Below are 19,720 nucleotides of genomic sequence, written 5' to 3' on the forward strand. Positions count from 1 at the left end.
GGGCAAGCGGTTATTCGCCGGTCAGGGCCGCCTGGACCTTGAGCGCCTGCATGGTCTCTCGGACATCGTGGACCCGGACGATGTCGGCCCCGCGCCGGGCGGCCTCCAGCGCCAGAGCGATCGAGCCGCCCAGCCGGTCGGTGGGGTCGGTCGCCGTGGCGTCCAGGCCCTGGATCATCCGCTTTCGGCTGGCACCGAACAGTATCGGAAAGCCGAGCGCCGCCAGGGCGGGCAGGTTCCGGGTCAGGGCCAGGTTGTGCTGAACCGTCTTGCCGAAGCCGATGCCGGGATCCAGCCAGATCCGCTCGCGCGCCACGCCTGCGGCCAGGGCGGCCTGGGCGCGTTCGGCCAGTTCGGCGCAGACCTCGGTGACCACGTCGTCATAGGCGGGGGCCGCCTGCATGGTGCGGGGCTCGCCCCTCATGTGCATCAGAACGACGTCGCAGCCGAGGTCGGCGGCGGTGGCCAGGCTGTCGGTCGAAAAACTCAGGGCGGTGACGTCGTTCCACATCGTCGCCCCGGCGGCGACGGCAGCGCGGGCGACCTCGGGCTTCATGGTGTCGATGCTGACGGGACCGGGCCACAGGGCGCGGATGCCCTCGATCACGGGGACCGCGCGGGCGATCTCGTCGGCGACCGGGACGGGGTCGGCACCCGGGCGGGTGCTCTCGCCGCCGATGTCAAGGATGTCGGCACCCTGTTCGACGAGGGCCAGGGCGTGGGCGACGGCCGCCTGCGTCGAGGTCAGCCGCCCGCCGTCCGAGAAGCTGTCGGGGGTCACGTTGACGATGCCCATGACGCGGGTGCGGCTCATGGCTTCGCCTGCTGCGGATGGGGCGTCTCGCCGCGTGCGAGCATGGCGGTCAGGTCGGCGATCTTTCGCGCGCGACCCGCCGGCGTCTTCATCTGCTCGGTCCGAAAGATCAGGGCGAAGCGGTTCTGGGCGGTCAGGCCTGCGAAGGTCGCCGTGGCCTGCGGGTCGGCGTCGATGGCGGCCTGGAGGTCGGCGGGGACTTCCGCGCCCTTGACGCGATAGGCGGCATCCCAGCGGCCGTCGGCCCTGGCCGTCTCGACGTGCTTCAGGCCGTGCGCCGTCATCAGGCCGGCGGCGGTCAGGGTCGCGACCTTGTCGACATTGATCTTCGACCAACTGCTTTTCGGTCCACGCGGGGTCAGGCGTTGCAGGAAGCTGCGGTCATCGAGACTCTTCCTGATCCCGTCGACCCAGCCCCAGCACAGGGCGGCGTCCACCGCCTGGCCCCAGTCGATGGAGGCCAGGCCGGATCCCTTCTTGTGCGTCCTGATCCAGACCTCGGGCTCGCGGTCGTGATGGTGCGCGAGCCAGTCGTGGAAGGCCTGGAAATCGACGAACTCCCTGACGCGCGCCGGATCGACGACCATCGGGGCCATCAGTCCCGGCCCCCGATCAGGCTGCCGATGGCATCGAGATAGGCGGAGAAGGCCCGGCGGCCCTCATCCGTGATCGACACCCGGGTCAGGGGCTTGTTGTCCCTGAAGCTCTTGTCGATGGCGACGAAGCCGGCCTCTTCCAGCTTCTTCAGATGGACCGACAGATTGCCCTGGGTGGCGTCGAGCACGGTCTTCAGCTCGGTGAAGTCGGCGCGTTCGGCGTCGGCCAGATAGACCATGATCCCCAGCCGCATGCGGCCGTGGATGACCTCATCGATCCGTCCCAGATCGGCCAGACCCATGGCGCGCTCAGGCTCCCCTGGGGGCGGCGCGGGCGTCGCGGAACAGGATCCAGCCGGGCAGGGCGAACAGGGCGAACAGGGCGACGGTGCAGACGTCGAGATACCACAGGGGTTCGCGCACCAGCACACCCAGCGCCACCGCCGTGGCCCAGCCGCCGAGCGCCGTGGCCAGCATCCAGCCCTTTCGCTTCAGGGTCCAGGCCACATACCAGGCCGCCGCCTGAAGCGCGAAGACGATGGCGGCGTAGTAGAGCCAGACGGCGAAATCCTGATCCCGCATCGCGCCGACGCCGAAGACGATGATGACGGCCGTATTCGTCATGCCGGTGGCGCTGAAGGCTGCGTTCAGGGTGCGGCTGGCCATCGGGCCCCGGTTGGCGCCGCCGTCCTTGCGGTCCCTGAGGATGGCCCAGGTCAGGATCGACAGGAAGGCGACGGTGATGCCGACCACGAAGGCCAGTGTGGCGAGGTCGGGCCAGCGGATCAGTCCGATCGCCTGGCCGAGGTGGAACAGGCACTGGAGACCGTACAGCAGGCCACCCGCCAGATAGCAGACCGCCAGGGTCATCGGCGGCCGTCCGCCGCCCTCGACGATCGAACGCATGAAGGCGAGGTCGTCCTCGGGCGAGTGCAGGCGGGGCTTGGCGGGCATGATTGTCTCTCCGGAGCCGGCTCGTCTCTGGGGTGGACGAGCCGGCAGGTCTTGGCAAGCTATTCGGCAGGGGCGAGTTCGGGTTCGGACGCGCGGCGCCAGGGGACGCGGCGGCCGTTCAGCCATCCACCGACGAAGCTGTGGCGGACCAGAAGTTCATAGGTCAGCAGGCTGATCGTCAGGGTTCCGCCGATGACGACGCCGAACTTGATGAACCAGGGCCAGGTCTGGTTCACCACCAGGATCTGTCCGACCATGACCAGAGGCAGGTGGACGATATAGACCCAGTAGGAGGCGTCGGCGAGGTAGCGGCGGATGGCGCTGTGTCCCGAAGCGAAGCGCAGGGCCAGGGACAGGACCGCGAAGGTCGAGGCGAAGACGGCCAGGGCCATGATCGCCGCCAGCCGGGCCTTCAGCGCGGGCTCGGTGACCGGTGCCAGGTCCGGGACCGGCCCGCCCACCATGATCAGGGCGGCCGTCCCTGTGCCCAGGGCCAGGACCGTGAACGCCGGCCACAGCCGCTCGATACGGCCCAGCAGGTCGCGGCGGCGATCCAGCAGGACGCCGAGCCCGAAGGCACTGCCAAAGGCGGTCAGGGCCACGGCATTGGGAACCAGCCCGGTGTCCGGCGTCGGGATGCCGAAGAAGGGCGTCCAGTTCGGCGCGAGCCAGAAGGCCAGGGCCAGAGGCGCGGCCATCACAAGCGGCGTCCACGGCCCGATCAGGGCACCGGTGATCCGGTCGCTGACGCGGCCCCAGCCGCCCTCGCGGTCCAGCAGGGCGAACGGCGCGCGCAGGACCAGCAGGCCGACATAGAGGATCAGCAGCACCCACAGGAACCACAGATGGGTCAGGGGAAAGGTCTCGAGCGTCAGGGGCGGCGGGGGCGGTCCGTCGGTCGGGATCGTCCCGCCGTTGCGGATGGCGGCCATCCAGATCAGGCCCGCGATGATGGCGGCAAGGACCGGAAACCAGAAGGTCGCCAGCGGTCCGGCGATGCGGATCAGCCGGTCCCTGATGAAGCCGACAGTCCCCCGGCGGCCGAGCATCATATGGGCGAACAGACCGGCGATCAGGAAGAAGCTGGTCATCCGGAACAGGTGGATGGCGAAGAAGAGGGCACCGGCCACCGGGGAGTTGTCGGTGTCGGGCACGATCCAGATGGTGACCGGGAAATAGGACATGGACGCATGAAGGACGACGCCCAGCAGCAGGGCGGTCCCGCGCAGGGCGTCGAGGCCATGGAGGCGCTCGGGCGAACGGGTTTCGGATGACGACATGAGAACGGCTCCCCTCTTCACGAAGCCGTATCCCACAGACCTGTTTGAAATGCAAACAAGTTCGCGAGGGAGGGCATGTTCCCAGCGCAGGTCCACGGGTGTCCTCGGCCCGAAAGGCGTCAGATCCGGCTGTCAGAAAAAGTCACTACGATCGCAGCGTGCCGCGTTTCAGTGTGGCGGCGGGAGAACCGCCATGCTCATCATGCTTGCCCTGATCGCCGCGCTCCAAAGCGGCCCGACGCCTCAGCAGCAGGATGCCATCGAGCGCATCAAATGCCAGGTCGCGGCGGCGCAACTGGCGTCAACAGCGGCCTATCTTCGGCCGCCGGAACTGGAACAGGTCATGGAAACCGCCTCGGCCCACGACCAGGCCGTGCGCTTCGGTCAGGACTGGCCCGCCGGAACCGCCGCTGCCCTGGCCCTGATCCAGGCTCCCCAGGCCGAAGTCGATCACCTGAGAGCGCTGATCACCACCCAGGCACGGGCCGGGACGGATCAGCAAGCGGCCGACATCTTCAGCCGGTGCGTCGCTCACTTCGGCGCTTCGCCGCACCAGATCGTGTCCGAAGACGACGACGGCTGGTAGCCGCCGCCGCCTCCACGCCTCAGTGGACGGTCGGGACGCTGGTCGCGGCGGGGGCCGGGATCGCCTCGGGCATCGGGGTGACGGGGACCGAGACCGAGGGGCCGGAGTTGGGGAAGTTGTTTTCGTCGCGGTTGGGGGTCGCGCCCTTCTCCAGCAGGTCCTTGATCTCCTGGCCGGACAGGGTTTCGTACTCGAGCAGGGCCTGGGCCAGTTTTTCCAGGTCGTCGGCCTTGTCGGTGAGGATCTGGCGGGCCTCGTCCCAGCCGGAGGTGACAAGCCGCTTGACCTCGGCGTCGATGATCCGGGCGGTCTCCTCGCTGATGTTCTGGCTGCGGGCGACGGAGTGGCCCAAGAAGACCTCCTGCTCGTTCTCGCCATAGGCCACCGTGCCCAGCACGTCGGAGAAGCCCCACTGGGTGACCATCCGCTTGGCCAGCTTGGTCGCCTGCTGGATGTCAGAACTGGCACCCGAAGTGATGTTCTCCTTGCCGAAGATGATCTCCTCGGCCACGCGGCCGCCGGCCATGATGGCGATGCGGTCGACCATCTGCTGGTACTTCATCGAATAGCGGTCGCCCTCGGGCAGTTGCATGACCATGCCCAGCGCCTGTCCGCGCGGGACGATGGTGGCCTTGTGGACGGGATCGGCCATCTTGACGTTCATGGCGACGATGGCGTGGCCGCCCTCGTGGTAGGCGGTCAGGCGCTTTTCTTCCTCGTTCATGGCCATGGAGCGGCGTTCGGCGCCCATCATGACCTTGTCCTTGGCGTCCTCGAAGTCGCGGTGGGTGACCATGCGGCGGTCCTTGCGCGCCGCCATCAGGGCCGCCTCGTTCACGAGGTTGGCCAGATCGGCCCCCGAGAAGCCGGGGGTGCCGCGCGCGATGGTCTTGGTGTTGACGTCGGCGGCGAGCGGCACGTCCTTCATGTGGACGCGCAGGATCTTCTCGCGACCGTTGACGTCTGGGTTGGGCACCACGACCTGGCGGTCGAAACGGCCGGGACGCAGCAGGGCCGGGTCCAGCACGTCAGGACGGTTGGTCGCGGCGATCAGGATGATGCCTTCGTTGGATTCGAAGCCGTCCATCTCGACGAGCAGCTGGTTGAGGGTCTGCTCGCGCTCGTCATTGCCGCCGCCCAGGCCTGCGCCCCGGTGACGACCGACGGCGTCGATCTCGTCGATGAAGATGATGCAGGGGGCGTTCTTCTTGGCCTGTTCGAACATGTCGCGGACACGGCTGGCGCCGACGCCGACGAACATCTCGACGAAGTCCGAGCCCGAGATGGAGAAGAAGGGCACGCCCGCCTCTCCCGCGACGGCGCGGGCCAGAAGCGTCTTGCCGGTGCCGGGAGGGCCCACCAGCAGGGCGCCCTTGGGAATCTTGCCGCCCAGACGCTGGAACTTGGCCGGGTCCTTGAGGAAGTCGACGACCTCCTGGAGCTCTTCCTTGGCCTCGTCGACGCCGGCGACGTCCTCGAACATCTTGCGGCCCTTGTGCTCGGTCAGCAGCTTGGCCTTGGACTTGCCGAAGCCCATGGCGCCGCGCGCGCCGCCCTGCATCTGGCGCATGAAGAAGATCCAGACGCCGACCAGCAGCAGGATCGGCAGCAGGCCCATCAGGATGCTCATCCAGACCGACTGGCGAGTGGTCTTGACCTCGACCTGGGCGCCCGACTGGCGGATCGCCTCGATCACGCCCTCGTTCTGAAGCGGGGTGGTGGTGGTGAAGCGCTTCTCGTCGTTGAACTGACCCGTGACCTGATCGCCACGCACCATGACCGACTTGATGGTCTTGGCGTCGATGGCCTGGACCAACTGGGAATAGCTGATCGGTTCGGGCCGGGCGGCGGCGTTGGGCGAGGTGGCGGCCGCGCCGGGCATCAGGGCCCCGCCGGTCTGGCTGATCGCCGCATAGACGGCCACCAGCCCCAGAAGGATGACGCCCCAGATCGCCAGATTTCGCAGGTTCATTTCGGTTCTCGGTCCTTCGGCGGCACCGCATGGCGCGCGTCGGTTTCATGTCTTGCAGAGGAAAATAGGTCAGACGGCGGCGTTTCGCCATGGAGGGGGCGAAAGAGGTCGGCTTCATGCGTCGTTTCGCCCATTCCCAGCGCAGACAGCGCCAGATCCAGACGGCGCGGCACAAGCGCACGAACCTCCGCAAGCCTCCATGCGAGAACCGGGCCGCGATGGTCGTTCCGGATCAGGACAGGCAAGGCGGCGCGGGCTTGGGGAGCGACGGTGCGGATGACGGCGCGGTCGGCGGGGCTGAGCGCGGCGAGGTGCCCCTGGGCGGCGGTGACGGTCCAGCCGGGTTCAGTGGTGGTGATCTCGTAGCGGCCGTCCCAGACGGCGGGGCGACCGGGGGTCAGGGGTCGGTCGGGGACGGGGCGGCGGCGCAGGTCTCCGGGCTCGCGGGTCAGGGTGACGGTTGTGCCGTCGGTGGTGATGCGTGCGCCGGAGAGGCTGGCGGTGAAGGGCTGTCCGGGGACGAGGCGGGCGGTAAGGGTGGCGATCCTGTCGGGGCGTGGGATGGCGGTGCCGCCGGAGGTGCAGACGATGGCGGCGGAGAGGGTTGGGGGAGAGGGGTTCTGGAGAGTGACCCCCTCTCCCAGAGGGAGAGGGCTTGAGGCTCGCAGAGCGAAGCGATGCGCCAAGCCGAAAGGGTGAGGGGTTCCGCCCTCAACGGTTGGCACCGAACCCCTCACCCTTTCGCGCAAGTCCGATCGCTGACGCTCTCGGGCGCTCAAGCCCTCTCCCGATGGGAGAGGGGTCAGGGTGTGGCGGGCTCGGCTTCGGCCAAAGCGCAGGTCGGCGTTGGCGGGGTCTTCGATCCAGATGGCCTGTCGTGCGCGAAGACAGGCCCTGAGCGCCTCCCGCCCTTCCCCCAGCATGGGCCGAAGCAGCATCAGCCCCCGCCCCTCGGGCCAGGACGGGGAGGGCGACCATTCGCGCAGGGTGCCCAGGTTGGACCCTCGCTCTCGCATCCAGTCGCCCTCGGCGATGTCGTCGGCGGTGTGGGCCAGCAGGATGACCTTCGCCCCCGCCTCTCGCGCCGCGTCGGCCAGCAGGGCGTGGCGGGCGTGGCGGGCGGCGGCAGGGAGGCCGGTGGTCGGCTTGTCACCGGTCCAGCGGCGCTCGGTCCAGGCGACGTTCAGGGCCTCGCAGGCGTGGCGGCAGGTCTCGCTCCAGCCGGAGCTGTCGGGATTCAGGGCGTGGTCGACGGTGACGGCGAGGAGGCGGCGGCCCCGCGCCTTCGCCCAGTCGGCGGCGATGTGCAGCAGGGCCATGGAGTCGCCGCCGCCGGACAGGGCCAGGACGACAGGGTGCTCGACCGCATGCTGTAGTCGAGCGTCGAGACAAGCGCCGACGCGCACCGCCAGGTCATCGTCGCGGCCCCCCACGCTCATGGGGCTCCCGGTCAGCGGCAGGCGGCCTGGGTGCGGATCTGGCCGGCGATGGTCTTGAGCTGAGCCGAGGCCGCCGCCGCATAGCGCCGGTTGAACTCGCCCAGCGCCCCGCAGGCCTGGGTGTCGCGCTCGGTGGCGACGAGGGCGCGGGCCAGTTTCAGGGTGGTCTCGCCGGCCCAGGCGGTAGTGGGCCAGCCGTTCAGGGCCTGGGCATAGGCGGTGACTGCACCGGCCTGATCGCCCGCCGCACGGCGGATGTCGCCCAGACGCCAGCCGGCCTCGCGGGCCTGGGGCGTGTCGGGCCAGTTCTCGATGAGCATCTCATAGGCGCGGCCGGCACCGGCCGGATCGGCGGGCATCAACCCTTGTGCGGCGGCCAGATCGCCCGCCGCATCGCCCGTAGGGGAGCGCAACGCCTCGGCCTCGGCTTCGGCCCGTTCGGCGGCGGCGCGAGCCGCGTCCTCCATGGCCTTGAGGCGGGTCTCGGCCTGGTTCAGGCGGGTGCGCAGGGCGGCGGTTTCACTCGCGCTTTCGTCGGCGGCGAAACTGGCGCGTTCCAGGTCGCCGTTGATGCGCTGGACGGTTTCCTCAAGGTCGCCGAGGCGTCGGCCGATGGTCTCGACCTGGCCCATCAGGGTGACGACCTCGGGATCGGACTCGACCAGGACGGGCTGGCCGACCGCGTTTCTCTGGGTCAGGGCGCGTTCGAGGCGGCGGACGTTGCGGTCCAGGGTGTCGAGCCGACGGACGTCCCACTGGACGGCGGGCAGGGGCTGGGTCTGGGAGACCGCAATGCCTCCGGCGAGGGCGCAGCCGGCGGCCGTGGCGAGCATCAGGGACAGGGCGAGAGGCTTGATCGTCATGCCCGCTTTCGTTCCACCGATTTGGGGCCGTCGCAAGGCGTCAGACGCCCAGACCCAGGAGGATGATGGCGACGAGGAACAGGCTGACGACAAAGATGCAGAAGAGAAGCAGCAGGATCGTGCGCCACAGGGCCGAGAAGATCGACAGGCCGTAGGTCCCCTTCAACTGGGCGAACATATGGACGGGAGGGGCGAAGACCAGAACCGCCGACAGGATGCCGAACACGGGGGCGATCCAGGGCGGCGAGGCCGCTGCGATCGCGCCGATCACGGCCATGGCCATCCCGAGAATCGCCATGAAGGTCAGGGAATAGAGGACGAAGACGCCGTGGTCGTACCAGGTGAAGCCTCGCTTCCAGGCGAACAGCAGCCAGACGAAGGGGATCGACAGGGGCACCAGGAGGAAGGCGTATTTGTAGACCGTCTGCTGGATCTTGTAGATCGCCAGGTCGGGGTTCGCGAGCTTGTGGAGGATCTTGTCCTTCATCTTCTTGTCGCCGACGCCGATCGTGATGTTGCCGTCGTGAGCGGCGTCGGCGATCGCGGCCTGGAAGCTGCCGGGAGCCAGACCGTCGGCGCGGGGTCCGGCGGCCCTGGCGTCCTCGAGGACGCGAAGGGAACGCTCGGCACCACCAACCGCGGCCGTGGCGCCGGCCACCACGCCTTCATCGCCCGGTTCTCCGTTGGAGGCGGCCTGCGCCCGCGCCAGCTCGGCCTTCGCCTCGTCGACATCGGCTCGCGCGTCGGCGATCCGTTCGTCCAGAGGGGCCTGGTTGACGCCGAGCGTCGAACCCCCGCTGAAACTCAGGATGAAGAACATCAGGAAGACGGTGAACAGGAACATCGCCAGGGGCGAGACGTAGCGGGTGCGTTTGCCCTCGATCCACTCGCGGGTCAGCTTGCCGGGGTTCAGGGCCAGCAGGGGCAGGGTGCGCCAGATGCGGGCGTCGAAATGCATGACCCCGTGCAGCAGCTCTTCGCCGAGGTGCAGCAGGGTGCGGTGGACGTGTGTCGGCTGGCCGCAGTTGGCGCAGAAATTTCCCGAGACCGGTTCACCGCAGTCGCTGCAGACGCGGGTCTCGTGCTCGCCCGCCTTGCCCGTCGGGGCCTCGACCGCTCCGGCGATCAGGCCGCCCGTGATCGCGCCGCCCGCTGCTTCGATATCCACGTCCGCCCCCGCCCTGACTGTGCAGCGCACAATCTGACGGGTGGCAGCGGTTGGGTCAAAAGGAAAGGGCGCAGACGCGCTGATCCTCAGCGCGGCGCGGCAGCAGCTTCCGGCGAGATGTAGGACAGCAGCAGGCAGGCCAGAAAAATTCCGAGTCCCAGACCGTAGAACGACGGAACCAGCCGAAGCGCCAGCCTGGAGCTGTTCAGCGGCGGTTTGACGCCCAGGCTCAGCTGAGTGATGTCGGTCTGAGCCTGAAGGGCCAGCAGACCTGAGACGGCCACGGGCAGGACCGCCATCGCCATCTGCAAGGGGCTGATCCGGGCACCGAAGACGGTTCCGCTGAGGGTCAGCACGCCGCCAAGGGTCGCGACGCTGAGCGACACCATGCTCTTGAAATAGTCATAGGCCAGGGCCGGTTCGGCGAAACCGGTGCGTGACACGGCGTCGTCCTTGCCGATGGCTGGATCGGCCTGCGTCAGGGGTGGGGGTCCGTCACTCATGGCCTCGTCAACTCCCCGGACGGTATCGCGTGAGAATAGCCGGGGCCGGTCTCCGCACAAGTCGGTGCGGAGACACAGGCGAAGAAACCTGACCTACTGCGCGCCGCTGACGATGGCGGTGTGGCCGTTGCGGTTGCGGGCCCAGCTGTCCTCGGTCGAACCCTCTGCAATGGGGCGCTCCTTGCCGAAGGAAATGGTGTCGATGCGGCCGGCCGAGACGCCGCGCTGGATCAGGTAGTTGCGGATCGATTCGGCGCGGCGGGCACCCAGGGCCAGGTTGTACTCGCGGGTGCCGCGTTCGTCGGCATTGCCCTCGATCCGCACCCCGATCTGGGGATAGCGGGCCAGCCACTGGGCCTGGGCGTCGAGGCGCGGATAGGCCTCCGGGCTGACCTGATAGGAATCGAGCTCGAAATAGATGCGGTCGCCGACGTTGATGGCGAAATCCTGTTCAGAGCCGGGGCGCGACGAACCGCTCATGTCCGAGCCGCCGACATTGCCGCCGGCCCCGGGATAGACGGGGTTGTTGTCATAGGGGGCCGTGGGGCCACCCGGCGTCGCCGTTTCGACCGCGCGCTTTGGCGTACAGGCGGCCAAGGCCACGACGGACAGGCCGATGGCGGCGATCTTCAGGGGCAGGCGGCTGATCGGGCGGGTCATCGGGGTCTCCTCGGGTCGGCGGGGCCTTCAAGCGTGGCCATTTAACTCAGGCGTTCGTGTCGTGTCTGTGGCGCTCGGGTCGGTAACGCACAGTTGAGGTATCAGGTCCCGCAGCTGTCGGGGCCCGAACTGCCGAGACCGGCGGGCGGCGCGTCCAGCAGGGGCGACCAGGCGGGATCGGAGCCCCGGCCCTGATAGCCGGACTGGGCGATGACCCGGCCCGACAGATCGACCATCCACAGATTGGTGTTCCCGCCCCGCGTCTGGCGCGCGAACATGATGTAGCGGCCGTTGGGGGCCCAGGACGGGCCCTCCTCGAAATAGGAGGACGACAGGCTGCGCTCGCCCGAGCCGTCGGTGTTCATGACGCCGATGCTGAACCGGCCGCCCGAGGACTTGGTGAAGGCGATCATGTCGCCGCGCGGGCTCCAGGACGGGGCGGTGTAGGAGCCGCCGCCCCTGGAGATCGGCCGCTGGTTCGAACCGTTGGCGTTCATGACGTACAGGCGCGGGGTGCCCGATCGGTCGGAGTTGAACACGATCTGGGACGCGTCGGGGCTGAAGGACGGCGAGGTGTCGATGCCGGGGTCGGAGGTCAGGCGCGACAGCTGGCGGCTGCGCAGATCCATCACATAGACGTCGGTGTTGCCGCCCCGGATGATCGAGAAGGCGACCTTGGTCCCGTCCGGCGAATAGCGCGGCGCCAGGGCCTGACCGTCGAACTCGCCCAGGCTTTCTCGGCGGCCGGTCGACAGGTTGTAGAGGTAGATCCGGCTGTAGTCCCGGCCCAGCGCCATATAGGTGATCTCGTCGGGGTTGGACGAGAAGCGCGGCGTCAGGATGATCTCACTGCCGTCGGTCAGGAAGACGGGGTTGTAGCCGTCCTGGTCCACGATCGCGAGGCGGCTGAGGCGGTTCAGCTCGGTGCCGCTTTCGGCGACATAGATGATGCGGCTGTCGAAGAAGCCGCTCTCGCCCGTCATGCGCTGATAGACGACGTCGGCGATCTTGTGCGCTATCCGGCGCCACTGCTCGGGCGTGGCGGTGAACTGGTAGGAGACCAGCTGGCACTGGCGATAGGGGTCATAGAGGCGGAAACCGACGTTGTTGCGGCCATCGGGTCGCGGCGTGACCGAGCCGTAGAGCACCGCCTGGGCACCGATACTGGTCCACTTCGGGAAGTCCGGCGCGTTGGCCAGGGTCAGGCCGGTCTCGACGAAGCTGCGCGGATTGATCGGCTGGAAGAAGCCCGAACGGGCCAGATCGCCGGAGATGACGCCGGCCAGGTCGGCGCCGTTCTGGCCGCTGAAGGGAGCGACGGCGATCTGGAAGGGGCGGATGACGCCCTGATCGATCTCGACCTCGATCGGGCCCTGCTGCTGCGGCGGGGCCGCGCCGGGGACCGGCGTGCTCTGGGCGGTGGCCAGCGAGGACGCGCCGACGGCGATCATGCAGGCCGAGGCGAGCAGAAGGTTCAGACGCATGAAGTGGGCGCTCCCGGACGTGTAAGGCGGATCGTTCGGTCCTTATCGCCAGACCGTATGACAAATGCCAGCTTGGCCCTGATTGGGGCGACTTTCGGGACGGCAGGTTTTGCCCGGCGGGTGACGTGGGGCTCGCGGGACCCTACATTCGCACCATGACCGACGAACCGATCGACGCCGCCGAACCCGTTCCGCCCCGCGTCCTGACCCCCGCCGCCCAACGCGCCCTGGCCGAGGCCGAGGCCCGCCGCGCCGCCGAGGCCGAGGCGGTCCCGGCGACCGAACACGGCGGACCGACCGGACCGGAGCCGACCCGCTATGGAGACTGGGAGAAGAAGGGGCTGGCCGTCGATTTCTGACGGCGACGACCGCAGGTCTCAGGTGGCCAGCGGTCGCTGGCTGACCGAGCGCAGGCCTTCCAGCAGGACCTCGCTGGTACGGCCGGGACGACAGCCCCCCGCCATGATCAGCCGCATTGCCTGAAGATGCACACGGACCGAAGGCCAGTGCCAGGCGTCCGCCCCGATCATCCGGTCCGCCGTGTCGCACAGGCTGTATGCGGCCTCATGCAGGGGGCCGGTGTCGAAGAAGCCACCGAGGTCGATGACGCTCGAGGCCAGTTGATAGACCTGCGGACCCGTATCCGGGGCCGCAGCGGTCGCGACCCGGTCCAGCTCGTCCAGGGTATCTGCGATCGTCGCCATCACGCCGTCGCGATGGTCTTCCAGCTTCCCATCGGCCAGGCGAGTGATGTCCTGCACCGTGCGGCCGCCGGGCCTGCGCAGCTGCCGGGCCAGGGGGCTCTTGATCTTGTAAGTGCGGACCTCGCTCACAGGGCGACCCTCATCGGTTTCATCATCATGTCGATTGCGGCCTGGTCCATATTGGCCCCGGTGGCTTCACCGACATGTTCGGACAGGTCACCGGAACGGCGCCCGGTCATCCCCACCGGCGGTCCGAGATTACGAACCCGGCGATCAGGGCCGCAATAGGTTTCGCATTCGATGAAGTTGCGCTCGTCGGCACCCAGCCAGAGGATCCGTTGCAACAAGATTGTAGGCGTCAGCGGCTTGGTCACGACGAAACTGGCCCCGCAGTCCCGGCTCTTGAGGACCTGCGACGAGGCCGCATGGCCGGTCAGCATGATCAGCGGCGTATGGCGAAGCGGGGCCTCGGTCTCGCGCCGGAGCCAGCGGGTGAAGTCGCATCCGTCCATCTCGGGCATCGCGCTATCGATCAGGATCAGGTCGATGCTGCGCGTCTGGACCAGCCGGACCGCATCGGTGGACGATCCGCATTTGGTCTGCTCGCGCACGCCGAAGCCCTGAAAGATCGAGCTCAGCATGTCGAGCGATCTCTGGTTGTGATCCACCAGCAGCACCGAGGAGTGCGCCAGATTGATCCGATCCGATGGTGATGCGACCCGGGCCATCGTCAGTCGAACAGCATGACGTCGCCCGACACCGCCGAGGCGCCGGACGCGAGGCCGCCGGTCAGCCGGGCGGTCTGATCGGACAGGGTCAGGACATGCAGGGCGACGTCGATCGGCACGCCTGCGCCGAGGGCGGCGACGAGGCCGCTGAGGCCCTCAAGGCGTTGCAGCAGCAGATCGAAGCTCTGGATCTGTGGCAGGGCGTCGGCCCGGGCCTCGGCCGGACACCAGGCCATCAGCTCGGTGATCAGTCCGGACAGGCTGTCGAAATCCGCGCGGATATCGCCCATCTCGTCGGCGACGGCGCTGAGCAGGATGTGGTCGCGGTCCAGGCTCATCAGAACAGTTCCACGGCGCCGGATGCGACGGGCTGGGCGCGCGGTGGCGCTTGGGTCGGGATGTGGCTGTCCGTCACGGCGCGTTGCAGGGCGCGGCCGCTCACGGGCCAGTAGTGCAGACGCCGTCCGCCCGAGCCCCGCAGACTGCCGCCGACCACGGGAATGCCCTCGTCGCGCAGGAAGCGCTCGGCGAAATCGGCGTTAGCCAGGCCCACGTCCCTGAGCGAGTCGAACATCCGTCCGCCGCCGAAAAGCTTGGCCTCCAGCCGGTCGCGGCGTGCGCCGGCCTTGAGCACGTCGTTGATCAGCAGTTCCATCGCATAGGCGCCGTAGCGGCGGCCTGCGTCGGTGCCGGCCCCGGCACCTTCCGGCAGCAGGAAGTGGTTCATGCCTCCCACCCCGGTGTCGGGATCGCGCAGGCACATGGCGACGCAACTGCCCAGGATGGTGGTCAGCATCACATTGGGATCCGACGTCACATGGTGCTCGCCCTGGCCCACGTGGATCCGCTGTTCGGTCGCCAGGGCGGCAGCGGACATCATGTCAGGGGTCCGAAAACGCCTTCCAGCTTGTCTTTCAGCTGGGTGACGGTGAACGGCTTGACCAGATAGTTGTTGACCCCGAACTGCACCGCCCGGGCGACCAGCTCCTTGTCGGCACGCCCTGTCAGCATGATGAAGGCGGCGCCTTGCGTCGGTGGGTGCGACCGCACGGCGCGCAGAAGGCCCAGGCCGTCGAGCTTGGGCATGTTGAAGTCCGAGATCACCAGGTGCGCGGGTTTGGTGATCATCTCGCGCAGGCCGGCCTCGCCGTCCGCGGCCTCGCGGAACTCACGAAAGCCGAGCTGTTGCAGGCTGTTGCGGATCAGGGCGCGCATCGACATCTGGTCGTCGACGATCAGGGTATGGATGGCGGAAGCGGCGGGCATTCTGGGGGACCTCAGGCGGCGACATGGGCGTCGCGGGAGGGCGCGGCGCACAGGTCGAGGATTGCGGACGAAAGGCGGGTCAGGGGCAACTGGCGCTCGACGGCACCGATCTCTTGGGCGACGCGCGGCATGCCGTAGACGACGGAGGAGGCCTCGTCCTGACCCAGGGTGTGGGCACCGGCGTTGCGCATCTCAAGCAACCCCTGCGCGCCGTCGCGACCCATGCCGGTCAGGATCACCCCGGTCATGGGACGACGCATGCGGGCGATCGAACGGAACAGGACATCGACCGAGGGACGGTGTCCGCTGACGGTGTCGCCGTGGCTCAGGCGGCAGCGCGGCGTGGTTCCGAACACCTCCAGATGGGCGACGCCGCCGGGGGCCAGATAGATGTGGCCGGGCATCAGGGGCGCGCCGTCGACGGCCTCGCTGACCGTGGCGGCGGACATCTTGTTGAGCCGGGCCGCGAAGCTGGGGGTGAAGGTCGCCGGCATATGCTGGGTGATCACGGTCGCCGGGCAGTTGGCCGGGAAGGCGGACACGATGGTCAACAGGGCTTCCACGCCGCCGGTCGAGGCGCCGATGGCCAGGATGTGATCGGCGGCGGGGCGGTAGTCAGTGCGCGGACGCGACACCTCGCCGGCTTCGCGGGCCCGGACGCGGGACCGGGCGGCTGTCTTTACCTTGAGCGTCAGCTCGGCGAAGGCTTCGGTCGCCGTGACGCCGGCGCCCGGCTTTCCGACCGCATCGACCGCACCCATTTCGAGCGCCTCGATCGTGATGTCGGCACCGGCCTGGGTCAGGGTGGAGACCATAACTACGGGCATGGGCCGCAGCCGCATGATCTTTTCGAGGAACTCCAGACCGTTCATATTGGGCATCTCGATGTCCAGGGTGATGACGTCGGGATTCAGTTCCTTGATCAGGGCGCGGGCCTCGATCGGATCGGAGGCGGTGCCGATGACCTCGATCTCAGGGTCGCGCCGGAGAGCGGCCGTTATCAGGCCGCGCATCGTCGGCGAATCGTCCACCACCAGGACACGGACGGGACTGGTCATGCGCCAAGCCTGTAGGTTGTAAGGCCGCTGGTCTGCAGCTGTTTCGTCGCCGGACCACTGACGCGTTCGGAGTGGCCGATATAGAGGGTGGAGCCCGGGTTCATCAGCGGCGTGAACCGGCTCCAGACCCGCTCCTGGGTCGCATCGTCGAAATAGATGACCACGTTGCGGCAGAAGATGACGTCGAACCGGCCGCGCATGGGCCAGTCGCCGATCAGGTTCAGTTCCCGGAAGGAAACGAGATCGCGCAGGGTCGAGTTGGCCGACAGCAGGGTCTGGCCCGTGGGGCCGACTTCCTTGTCGAAGAACCGGTGACGCAGCACCGGCGGGGCCGGTTCGAGCGCCTCTTCCGGATAGACGCCGATGGCGCCCTCCGCGACCATGTTGGGGTCGATGTCCGTGGCCAGGATTCGCACGTCCAGATCGGCGGCCTCGGGCAGGACCGCCAGGACGGTCATGGCCATGGAATAGGGCTCCTGGCCGTTGGAACAGGCGGCCGACCACAGGCGGACCCGGCCGCCGCTGCGCGCGCGCTCGGCCAGGGCAGGCATGACCTGATCGCGCAGGTGATCGAAATGATGGGGTTCGCGAAAGAAGCGCGTGACGTTGGTGGTCAGGGCCGCCGTCATCGCCTGACGCTCGTCCACGCCCTGGACGCCCTCGATCAGGGCGCAGTAGTCCCGGAAGCTGCGCAGGCCCAGGGTGCGCAGCCGCTTTGCCAGTCGCGAGTACACGAGGGCGGCCTTGCCCTCGTTTAGCGCGATGCCGGCGTGGCTGTGCAGGATCTGGGCGATATTGCGGAAATCCTCGGCGGTGAAGACGAACTCGCCTTCGACCAGGGATTTGCGTCCGGCGGAGTTCGTCATGCGGCTTCGGCCTCGATCTCGGGGATGATCCGGTCGAGTTCGATCAGGCTGATCATCCGGCCGTCGATGGCGAACAGGCCCTTCACGAAGGACTTCACCTGTTCGCTGGCAATGTCGGGGGTCGGCTGGACGGCCTCGTCGGTCAGCTGGATGATGTCGGACACGGCGTCGACCAGAAGGCCGACCATGCGGCCGCCGATGTGGGCGACCATGATCACGTGACGCGCCGACGGCTCGGAGGTGCGCAGGCCGAAGCGGGCGCCCAGGTCGATGATCGGCAGGACCGCGCCGCGCAGATTGATGACGCCCTTCATATAGCCCGGGGCGCGGGGCAGGGGCGTCGCGGGCGTCCAGCCGCGGATCTCGCGGACCGCCATGATGTCGACGCAGAACTCCTGCTCGCCGATACGGAAGGCGATCAGTTCACGCGTGGCGGCGGCGTTGGAAACTTCGTTCATGATCAACTCGCGAGTTTGAGGTCAGGACGAGAGGCGGCGTCGATACGCACCGCCTTCTTGCGCCATGAGGTGACGATGGCGTCGACGTCGAGGATCAGCGCGACCCGGCCGTCGCCCAGGATGGTCGCGGCGGCCACACCCTCGACCTGCTGGTAGTTGGTCTCCAGGCTCTTGATGACCACCTGGCGCTGGCCCTGGATGGCGTCGAACAGCAGGGCGGCGCGGGCACCGGCCTCGGTCTCGATGACCACGGCGACGCCCTTTTCCGGCACGGCGGGCGTGTCGCGGAAACCCATCCCCAGGGCGACGTCGATCAGGGGCACGAACTGGTCGCGGAAGCGGATCACGGGGTCGTGGCCCCCGACGTAGTGGATGTCCTGAGTACGCGGTGTCAGGCTCTCGACGATGGCCGTCAGGGGCGCGACCAGGGTCTGTTCGGCACCGGTGACCACCATGCCGTCCAGCACCGCCAGGGTCAGCGGTAGGCTGAGGGTGAAGGTCGAACCCTTGCCCGGGTTGGACGAGATGGAGATGCGGCCGCCTAGGGCCTGGATCGAGCGCCGGACCACGTCCATGCCCACGCCCCGGCCTGAAACGTCCGTGATCGTCTCGGCGGTCGAGAAGCCCGGCAGGAAGATCAGGTTGTCGATCTCCTCGTCGGTCAGGACCGCGTCCTCGCTGATCAGGCCGCGCGAGACGGCGATGCCCTTGACCCGTTCGCGGTTGATGCCGGCGCCGTCGTCGGAAATCTCGATGACGATCCGGCCCGAGCGGTGCAGGGCGGCCAGGCGAACCGTGCCCTCGGCCGGCTTGCCGGCGGCGACGCGAGCGTCCGGGCTTTCCAGCCCGTGGTCGATGGCGTTGCGCAGCATGTGGGTGATCGGCTCGGCCAGACGTTCCACCACGGTCTTGTCGACCTCGGTATCCTCGCCGGCGGTGACCAGACGGACGCGTTTGCCGGTCATCTCGCCGACTTCGCGAACAAGGCGCGGCATGCGCTGGAACACCGATTTCACCGGCTGGGCCCGGATGGCCATGACGCTGTCCTGGATCTCCCGGGTCAGCAGTTCCAGATCCTCGAGCCCGACCGACACGCCGGACGATCGCGCCAGGCCGCTCTCGATCACGCGCTGGGCTAGCATGGCCTGCTGGATGACCAGTTCGCCGACGACGTTGATCAACCGGTCGACCCGGTCGAGGTCGACGCGGATGGTGACAGCCGCCGGCGCGGCGGGCGCTGCCGCTGCGGCAGCTGCGGCAACTGCGGCAGGTGCGGCGGGCGCGGCGGCGTGTGGGGCCGGGGCCGGGGCGACCGGCGGTGCGGGTTCAGCGATCGGGGCCGCGACCGGCTCGGGCGCTTCGAGCGTCACCGGAGCGGCCATGGGTGTGAACTCCGGCTCGGGCGCGACGGTCGTGGCGACCTCGGCCTGGGCGCGGGCCAACAGGGCGGCGATGTCGAAATCGGCGGCGGGCGCAGGCGCATCTTCGACGGGCTCCGACCCGGCCGATGCCGGCATGATGGCCACGTCGCAGTCGCTCTCGACGAAGTCGAACACGTCCCGGATGGCGGCCTCGCCGGCCTCGGTCGTCAGATCGACCGTCCAGGCCAGATAGCCTTCCTCGGCGACCAGTTCGGACAGGTCGGGTATGGCGGAGGCGTCCAGCGACACTGTCATCTCGCCCAAACGCGAGAGTTCGCGCAGCAGCAGGCCGGATTCGTTGGCGTTGACGTACATCCGACCGTGCGGACGGAACACGACGCGCCAGACCTGGCCGGCCGGGGCCTCGACCGGGGCGTCCTCGCCCAGGCCGGCGAAGCTGAAGGCGACGGGGCGGAAGCCGAAATCATCCTCATCGACGACAGCGTCAGCCACGGGCGTTTCAGCGACGGTGGGGCTTATTGTGACGGGCGCGCTCGCCTCGCCGTGGGTCAGCATTTCCAGTTCGGCGACAAGGCCCGCCGAGCGGGCTTCATCGACAGGCGCGGCCTGGCCACGGGCGGCGGCGATGTGATCGGCCAGGACATCGGCGGCCCGCAGCAGGGTCTTCACCGTCACGTCGTCACAGGATTTCCGCCCCGAACGGATCTCGTCCATCAGGGTCTCGAAGACGTGGGCGAAGCGCACCAGGGCGTCGAGGCCGAAGGCCCCGGCCCCGCCCTTGACGGAATGAACGGCCCGGAACACGGCGTGGACGGTCTCGTCGTCGGCCGTGCCGGACTCGATCGCCAGCAGGCCCGCTTCCAGGTCGCCGAGCAGTTCGTCGCACTCCTGAAAGAAGACGACCTTGATGGCCTCGAACGGATCCACGGCGTCACTCAT

Annotated in this window: 23 protein-coding genes; 2 read left to right on the plus strand and 21 right to left on the minus strand. The window is 68.4% G+C overall.

All coding sequences use genetic code 11. From position 1 onward, the window contains the following. Positions 1–10: 10 nt before the first annotated feature. Genes folP through O5K39_RS05055 form a run of 5 tightly spaced genes read right to left on the minus strand, consistent with a single transcriptional unit; the run spans position 11 to position 3,644 of the window. Positions 11–814, minus strand: coding sequence for a dihydropteroate synthase (gene folP / locus O5K39_RS05035; protein ID WP_271146191.1), 804 nt, complete (start codon positions 812–814; stop codon positions 11–13). Further along, complete coding sequence (locus O5K39_RS05040) at positions 811–1,410, minus strand: YdeI/OmpD-associated family protein (protein WP_271146192.1); 600 nt, start codon at positions 1,408–1,410, stop codon at positions 811–813. The genes folP and O5K39_RS05040 overlap by 4 nt, the downstream gene beginning before the upstream one ends. Beyond that, entirely contained in the window at positions 1,410–1,712 is a 303-nt protein-coding gene (locus O5K39_RS05045; protein WP_271146193.1) for a transcriptional regulator, read from the minus strand. The genes O5K39_RS05040 and O5K39_RS05045 overlap by 1 nt, the downstream gene beginning before the upstream one ends. Before the next feature lie 7 nt (positions 1,713–1,719). After that, the gene (locus O5K39_RS05050) at positions 1,720–2,364 is read right to left on the minus strand and encodes a hypothetical protein (protein ID WP_271146194.1); all 645 of its coding nucleotides are present in this window, start codon (positions 2,362–2,364) and stop codon (positions 1,720–1,722) included. Between the two features lie 59 nt (positions 2,365–2,423). After that, positions 2,424–3,644, minus strand: coding sequence for an acyltransferase family protein (locus tag O5K39_RS05055; protein ID WP_271146195.1), 1,221 nt, complete (start codon positions 3,642–3,644; stop codon positions 2,424–2,426). A gap of 193 nt (positions 3,645–3,837) precedes the next feature. On the opposite strand from O5K39_RS05055, the gene O5K39_RS05060 reads away from it, so the two are divergent. Continuing rightward, on the plus strand, positions 3,838–4,230 hold the full coding sequence (locus tag O5K39_RS05060) for a hypothetical protein (RefSeq protein WP_271146196.1): 393 nt from the start codon (positions 3,838–3,840) through the stop codon (positions 4,228–4,230). Positions 4,231–4,249: 19 nt separating this feature from the next. On the opposite strand, the gene ftsH is transcribed toward O5K39_RS05060, so the two are convergent. The 7 genes from ftsH to tolB form a co-directional block, all read right to left on the minus strand. Then, positions 4,250–6,202 (minus strand): ATP-dependent zinc metalloprotease FtsH, encoded by a 1,953-nt coding sequence (gene ftsH / locus O5K39_RS05065; RefSeq protein ID WP_271146197.1) that lies wholly within the window; start codon positions 6,200–6,202, stop codon positions 4,250–4,252. Beyond that, entirely contained in the window at positions 6,199–7,641 is a 1,443-nt protein-coding gene (gene tilS / locus O5K39_RS05070; RefSeq protein ID WP_271146198.1) for a tRNA lysidine(34) synthetase TilS, read from the minus strand. The genes ftsH and tilS overlap by 4 nt, the downstream gene beginning before the upstream one ends. Positions 7,642–7,652: 11 nt before the next feature. Continuing rightward, positions 7,653–8,504: a tetratricopeptide repeat protein gene (locus O5K39_RS05075; protein ID WP_271146199.1), complete on the minus strand. Its 852-nt coding sequence runs from the start codon at positions 8,502–8,504 to the stop codon at positions 7,653–7,655. Between the two features lie 40 nt (positions 8,505–8,544). Then, positions 8,545–9,672 carry a DUF3667 domain-containing protein gene (locus O5K39_RS05080; protein WP_271146200.1) on the minus strand — a complete coding sequence of 376 codons (1,128 nt, stop codon included), beginning with the start codon at positions 9,670–9,672 and terminating at the stop codon, positions 8,545–8,547. 86 nt (positions 9,673–9,758) lie between these two features. Then, positions 9,759–10,175: a hypothetical protein gene (locus O5K39_RS05085; RefSeq protein WP_271146201.1), complete on the minus strand. Its 417-nt coding sequence runs from the start codon at positions 10,173–10,175 to the stop codon at positions 9,759–9,761. A gap of 93 nt (positions 10,176–10,268) precedes the next feature. Beyond that, positions 10,269–10,835 (minus strand): peptidoglycan-associated lipoprotein Pal, encoded by a 567-nt coding sequence (gene pal / locus O5K39_RS05090; protein ID WP_271146202.1) that lies wholly within the window; start codon positions 10,833–10,835, stop codon positions 10,269–10,271. Positions 10,836–10,936: 101 nt separating this feature from the next. Further along, the gene (tolB, locus tag O5K39_RS05095) at positions 10,937–12,319 is read right to left on the minus strand and encodes a Tol-Pal system beta propeller repeat protein TolB (protein WP_271146203.1); all 1,383 of its coding nucleotides are present in this window, start codon (positions 12,317–12,319) and stop codon (positions 10,937–10,939) included. A 155-nt stretch (positions 12,320–12,474) separates the two neighbouring features. Between tolB and O5K39_RS05100 the strand changes: the two genes are divergently transcribed. After that, positions 12,475–12,678, plus strand: coding sequence for a DUF1674 domain-containing protein (locus tag O5K39_RS05100; RefSeq protein WP_271146204.1), 204 nt, complete (start codon positions 12,475–12,477; stop codon positions 12,676–12,678). Between the two features lie 18 nt (positions 12,679–12,696). Here the strand turns inward: O5K39_RS05100 and O5K39_RS05105 are convergent, their stop codons facing one another. The 9 genes from O5K39_RS05105 to O5K39_RS05145 are packed head-to-tail and all read right to left on the minus strand — an operon-like array spanning position 12,697 to position 19,720. Further along, the gene (locus O5K39_RS05105) at positions 12,697–13,152 is read right to left on the minus strand and encodes a chemotaxis protein CheE (protein ID WP_271146205.1); all 456 of its coding nucleotides are present in this window, start codon (positions 13,150–13,152) and stop codon (positions 12,697–12,699) included. Further along, a complete protein-coding gene (locus tag O5K39_RS05110) occupies positions 13,149–13,751 on the minus strand; it encodes a response regulator (protein WP_271146206.1) in 603 nt (200 codons plus the stop codon). Before O5K39_RS05110 ends, O5K39_RS05105 begins: the two co-directional genes overlap by 4 nt. Before the next feature lie 2 nt (positions 13,752–13,753). Continuing rightward, a complete protein-coding gene (locus O5K39_RS05115) occupies positions 13,754–14,089 on the minus strand; it encodes a hypothetical protein (protein WP_271146207.1) in 336 nt (111 codons plus the stop codon). After that, a complete protein-coding gene (locus tag O5K39_RS05120; RefSeq protein WP_271147104.1) occupies positions 14,089–14,628 on the minus strand; it encodes a chemotaxis protein CheD in 540 nt (179 codons plus the stop codon). The genes O5K39_RS05115 and O5K39_RS05120 overlap by 1 nt, the downstream gene beginning before the upstream one ends. After that, positions 14,628–15,017, minus strand: coding sequence for a response regulator (locus O5K39_RS05125; protein WP_271146208.1), 390 nt, complete (start codon positions 15,015–15,017; stop codon positions 14,628–14,630). Before O5K39_RS05125 ends, O5K39_RS05120 begins: the two co-directional genes overlap by 1 nt. Before the next feature lie 11 nt (positions 15,018–15,028). Beyond that, on the minus strand, positions 15,029–16,075 hold the full coding sequence (locus O5K39_RS05130) for a chemotaxis response regulator protein-glutamate methylesterase (protein WP_271146209.1): 1,047 nt from the start codon (positions 16,073–16,075) through the stop codon (positions 15,029–15,031). Continuing rightward, on the minus strand, positions 16,072–16,941 hold the full coding sequence (locus tag O5K39_RS05135) for a protein-glutamate O-methyltransferase (RefSeq protein ID WP_271146210.1): 870 nt from the start codon (positions 16,939–16,941) through the stop codon (positions 16,072–16,074). The genes O5K39_RS05130 and O5K39_RS05135 overlap by 4 nt, the downstream gene beginning before the upstream one ends. After that, complete coding sequence (locus tag O5K39_RS05140) at positions 16,938–17,399, minus strand: chemotaxis protein CheW (RefSeq protein WP_271146211.1); 462 nt, start codon at positions 17,397–17,399, stop codon at positions 16,938–16,940. The genes O5K39_RS05135 and O5K39_RS05140 overlap by 4 nt, the downstream gene beginning before the upstream one ends. Before the next feature lie 2 nt (positions 17,400–17,401). After that, positions 17,402–19,720: a chemotaxis protein CheA gene (locus O5K39_RS05145; protein WP_271146212.1), complete on the minus strand. Its 2,319-nt coding sequence runs from the start codon at positions 19,718–19,720 to the stop codon at positions 17,402–17,404.

It is taken from the genome of Brevundimonas sp. NIBR10, assembly GCF_027912515.1.
Classification (GTDB): domain Bacteria; phylum Pseudomonadota; class Alphaproteobacteria; order Caulobacterales; family Caulobacteraceae; genus Brevundimonas.

Coding starts and splice junctions, on each gene's coding strand:
- O5K39_RS05045 (WP_271146193.1), bottom strand. CDS start 1,712: ATGGGTCTGGCCGATCTGGGACGGATCGATGAGGTCATCCACGGCCGC.
- O5K39_RS05060 (WP_271146196.1), top strand. CDS start 3,838: ATGCTCATCATGCTTGCCCTGATCGCCGCGCTCCAAAGCGGCCCGACG.
- O5K39_RS05100 (WP_271146204.1), top strand. CDS start 12,475: ATGACCGACGAACCGATCGACGCCGCCGAACCCGTTCCGCCCCGCGTC.
- tolB (WP_271146203.1), bottom strand. CDS start 12,319: ATGCGTCTGAACCTTCTGCTCGCCTCGGCCTGCATGATCGCCGTCGGC.
- O5K39_RS05125 (WP_271146208.1), bottom strand. CDS start 15,017: ATGCCCGCCGCTTCCGCCATCCATACCCTGATCGTCGACGACCAGATG.
- O5K39_RS05040 (WP_271146192.1), bottom strand. CDS start 1,410: ATGGCCCCGATGGTCGTCGATCCGGCGCGCGTCAGGGAGTTCGTCGAT.
- O5K39_RS05115 (WP_271146207.1), bottom strand. CDS start 14,089: ATGAGCCTGGACCGCGACCACATCCTGCTCAGCGCCGTCGCCGACGAG.
- O5K39_RS05145 (WP_271146212.1), bottom strand. CDS start 19,720: ATGAGTGACGCCGTGGATCCGTTCGAGGCCATCAAGGTCGTCTTCTTT.
- pal (WP_271146202.1), bottom strand. CDS start 10,835: ATGACCCGCCCGATCAGCCGCCTGCCCCTGAAGATCGCCGCCATCGGC.
- O5K39_RS05120 (WP_271147104.1), bottom strand. CDS start 14,628: ATGTCCGCTGCCGCCCTGGCGACCGAACAGCGGATCCACGTGGGCCAG.
- folP (WP_271146191.1), bottom strand. CDS start 814: ATGAGCCGCACCCGCGTCATGGGCATCGTCAACGTGACCCCCGACAGC.
- O5K39_RS05075 (WP_271146199.1), bottom strand. CDS start 8,504: ATGACGATCAAGCCTCTCGCCCTGTCCCTGATGCTCGCCACGGCCGCC.
- O5K39_RS05055 (WP_271146195.1), bottom strand. CDS start 3,644: ATGTCGTCATCCGAAACCCGTTCGCCCGAGCGCCTCCATGGCCTCGAC.
- O5K39_RS05135 (WP_271146210.1), bottom strand. CDS start 16,941: ATGACGAACTCCGCCGGACGCAAATCCCTGGTCGAAGGCGAGTTCGTC.
- O5K39_RS05140 (WP_271146211.1), bottom strand. CDS start 17,399: ATGAACGAAGTTTCCAACGCCGCCGCCACGCGTGAACTGATCGCCTTC.
- ftsH (WP_271146197.1), bottom strand. CDS start 6,202: ATGAACCTGCGAAATCTGGCGATCTGGGGCGTCATCCTTCTGGGGCTG.
- O5K39_RS05085 (WP_271146201.1), bottom strand. CDS start 10,175: ATGAGTGACGGACCCCCACCCCTGACGCAGGCCGATCCAGCCATCGGC.
- O5K39_RS05050 (WP_271146194.1), bottom strand. CDS start 2,364: ATGCCCGCCAAGCCCCGCCTGCACTCGCCCGAGGACGACCTCGCCTTC.
- O5K39_RS05110 (WP_271146206.1), bottom strand. CDS start 13,751: ATGGCCCGGGTCGCATCACCATCGGATCGGATCAATCTGGCGCACTCC.
- tilS (WP_271146198.1), bottom strand. CDS start 7,641: ATGAGCGTGGGGGGCCGCGACGATGACCTGGCGGTGCGCGTCGGCGCT.
- O5K39_RS05130 (WP_271146209.1), bottom strand. CDS start 16,075: ATGACCAGTCCCGTCCGTGTCCTGGTGGTGGACGATTCGCCGACGATG.